Genomic DNA, 3,203 nt, shown 5'->3' with positions numbered 1-3,203 from the left:
CTTAACATCAAAATCACTAAATTTTTTGTTATATTTCTTCCAATAACCTTCTTTCTTCATTTTCCCATCCCCTTTAATAGTAATCTAATTTGGGTACATTAATTTTTTGATTAATCGACAACCCCTATTTTTGAGAAAAAAGCATCATTTTTCCAATTTTCTCCATTTATTTTAAAACAACTCCCTATTTAGAAACCTCATAAGGGATTTTAATTCCTTCATCAATTAAAATTCATCTTTTTTCCACCCAAACTAACTATTTTAAAGTCAACCCTTCCGGGCATTTTTTCTTATTTCTTCTGTTAAAAATCCTCTTGCAGAATTTTTATTTCTCAAAATTTCTTTTATTAAAATTGTCTTGCCACATCTAGGATTGCCAGTAATCAAAATATTTTTTATCATCTTAATGTTGATTTGAGCTTATTAATTTCGTTTTTAATTTCATTAATAACTTCAGTGTTGAATATAATTTTCTTTTTATCCTTTGTTACAGATAATATAATGAAAACTTTTCCACCGAACTTTTTTGTGAATTTCTCGTGAGAGAATTTATACGCCTCTTTCCATTTAGTAGCGAATTCTGGCGCGTGTTCAAATGTAACTGGTTTTATTTGTAACCCAATATATTTATCATTAATTCTAATAAAAAAGTCTACATTATAAAGTCTATCCCACTCATCAGGTGCTGGTTCTATTTTTATATTTAAGATATCTTGTAATTGACCATAAACTGTTTCTTTTTCGGTAAGATAGCCATCAAATGTTCTTTTTATAACTAAATTTTTAATATATCTTATACAATCTTCCTCTGTTACCTCATCTATTTCTGATCTTAAAACTTCGGTCACCTTTGTATAAAGTGTTTTTCCCAAACTTTCTAAATACTCCATTGGTTGTAAATTAATTTCTTTGTGTTTAAGAAACTCATCTAACTTTTGAAAGTAATAGTTTTCCCATTCAGAAATTTCTTTTGGACCGCATTCTCTAATCCAAAATGCAACTGGACCAACTCTATTCTTTTTTGTAAGTCCCCATCTACCATTTGCCATATTCAATATCCACTCTTTAGCCATCTTACTTCACCAGTTTAGTTTTCATAAAATTTTCTTTATATTGAAAATTATATTTTTGAACTTCAGCAAAACCTTGTTTTATCATCTCTTTGTTAATGAAAATTTTATTTTTAAGGAATACGTAGGCAGGGACCATTTCATTCTCGGGTCTAAATGATGAATCAAATTTAAGAAATATTTGTTTTCCTTTAACATATTTTTCTAAGTATCTTTTTGCTTCACTATTCCTTTCAGGAATAATTTTTATACCTAATAACTTCACTATTAGGCCTGTATCCAATTCAATAGTATCTTCACTTAAGATGTCCACTACTTTATATAATCTGTCTCTTTCAAATTTGAACTTTTTAGGAGAAATTTTTGGTTTTGCATCTTTTATGTTTGGTATGTAATCTGTAATAGCTTCTATTTGAACTGGTTTATCCCTCTTTATAATCTCAACTCTGTTATTCAAGTTTAATAATGTTGTGTTCATTCCGATTTTTTTCTTTATAATCGGTAAAAATTTTTCATTGATTTCGTATCCAATAAAGTTTCTTTCTAAATTTAAGGCTGCTCTAACCGTAGTGCCACTTCCTAAGAATGGGTCTAAAACTACATCACCAACAAATGTAAACATTTTAATTAATCTTTTGGGCAATTCTTCTGGGAACATAGCTTCGTGACCTATTTGTCTTTCCCCCGGAAAATTCCAATGACCAGAAAAATATTCTTTCCATTCCTCTTTGGTTAATTTGGATTTTTCTTTTATATCTTCTGGTGGCTTAGGTTTTATACCAGGTTTCTTGAAAATTAAAATAAATTCGTAATCTATTTCTATCAAACCATTTGGTGGATGAGGATAAGAGCCCATTACATTAGCTCCACCGGTGGTATTCATTGTTGTTTTCTTTTGCCAGATTATTGCACCCATATAATCGAATCCAATTTTTTCACATTGAACAATGAATTCAGAATGCAAAGGAGCTATTTTATATCTTCCATAAATAATACTCCTCAAGAATTGATCGCCGATGTTAATACACAATCTTGTTCCAGGCTTTAACACTCTAAAACACTCTTTCCACACAATATAAAGATTTTTTAAGTAATCATGAAGAGATTGACCGTAACCTATTTGTCCTTCAACCTCATAATCTTTTATATGCCAATATGGCGGCGAAGTAACAACCAAATCTATGGTATTGTTCGAGACTTCTATCATTTTTCTACTATCCCCGATAATTATCTTAGCAAATACCATCCCAGCACCTATTTATTTTTCAAATATTCCTTTTCTTCCATCAATTCTATACACCTCTGCCAAGACCAACAAATTTTCCTTTGATTGATTCTTCCGCCGGAAATTATTAAGTCTATAAAATAATTTTGTTCTGGTTTTATCCTCTATAATTTTATTTACCTTTTCTTCTATTTCTTTTGTTTCAAGAGGTTCCTCTGCAGAAGTTATTAATTTAAGGGCTGCTTTAGATATTTTATCCTCCATTTTACCACCACCACATTTTATTAGTTAATCCATTTATAAATTTACCTATTTATCTAGTTTTGCTATATCTGAGTATTTCCGAATGTTGTGTTAGATTTTGATTTTTGCAATCAAATTTTTTGCAAAAAAATAAAAAATTTTTTATCAATTTAATTTAATTGTTCTGAAAACAAAAAATCAAAAAATAATTTCTTCTCTATAAAAATATTAGCGAAAGATAGTCCTATAACTTTCGAGATAAATTATTAAAAAATTTTGATGATTTTTTCATCGATTCTTTTAGCACAATTGATATTACATAGAACTTTTCTTTGCTTTATTAAATCAAGAATAGAATCTTTCCACTTTTCAGCTATTATAGAAATAAATTCTCTTATAAAGTACCACAGATTATAAAGGATAGCAGAAAATATGAAAAAGAAAAACCTTATAATAGGATTCTCTGTCTTCGTTTTTATCATAAAATTCTCTTGAGCATCTCTATAAAAATTTTCTATGTTCCATCTTCTCCTATATAGATCTGCAAGACTAAGAATATTTGATTCATCAATTTCAATGTTTGTGCAGAAAACATCGAAATTTTTCCAATTTTCTTTATATTTGTTACCATTTGGAATGAAGAACAAGTTTGTTTTTATTTCTTC

General features: G+C 28.6%; 5 protein-coding genes. All 5 read right to left on the bottom strand.

Annotation, left to right across the window (positions count from 1 at the left end; genetic code table 11):
- Positions 1-267: 267 nt before the first annotated feature.
- Positions 268-402, bottom strand: coding sequence for a hypothetical protein (locus H5T45_07450; GenBank protein ID MBC7129533.1), 135 nt, complete (start codon positions 400-402; stop codon positions 268-270).
- The gene (locus H5T45_07445) at positions 399-1,073 is read right to left on the bottom strand and encodes an MjaI family restriction endonuclease (protein ID MBC7129532.1); all 675 of its coding nucleotides are present in this window, start codon (positions 1,071-1,073) and stop codon (positions 399-401) included. Before H5T45_07445 ends, H5T45_07450 begins: the two co-directional genes overlap by 4 nt.
- A gap of 1 nt (position 1,074) precedes the next feature.
- Complete coding sequence (locus H5T45_07440) at positions 1,075-2,316, bottom strand: thermonuclease family protein (GenBank protein ID MBC7129531.1); 1,242 nt, start codon at positions 2,314-2,316, stop codon at positions 1,075-1,077.
- A gap of 12 nt (positions 2,317-2,328) precedes the next feature.
- A complete protein-coding gene (locus H5T45_07435) occupies positions 2,329-2,559 on the bottom strand; it encodes a hypothetical protein (GenBank protein ID MBC7129530.1) in 231 nt (76 codons plus the stop codon).
- Positions 2,560-2,804: 245 nt separating this feature from the next.
- On the bottom strand, positions 2,805-3,203 hold a 399-nt coding region (locus H5T45_07430; GenBank protein MBC7129529.1), incomplete at its 5' end, for a transposase.

It is taken from the genome of Thermoplasmatales archaeon, assembly GCA_014361245.1.
Classification (GTDB): domain Archaea; phylum Thermoplasmatota; class E2; order UBA202; family JdFR-43; genus JACIWB01.
The sequence above is the reverse complement of the archived record's forward strand: the minus strand, read 5'-3'. Positions and strand labels throughout refer to the sequence as shown.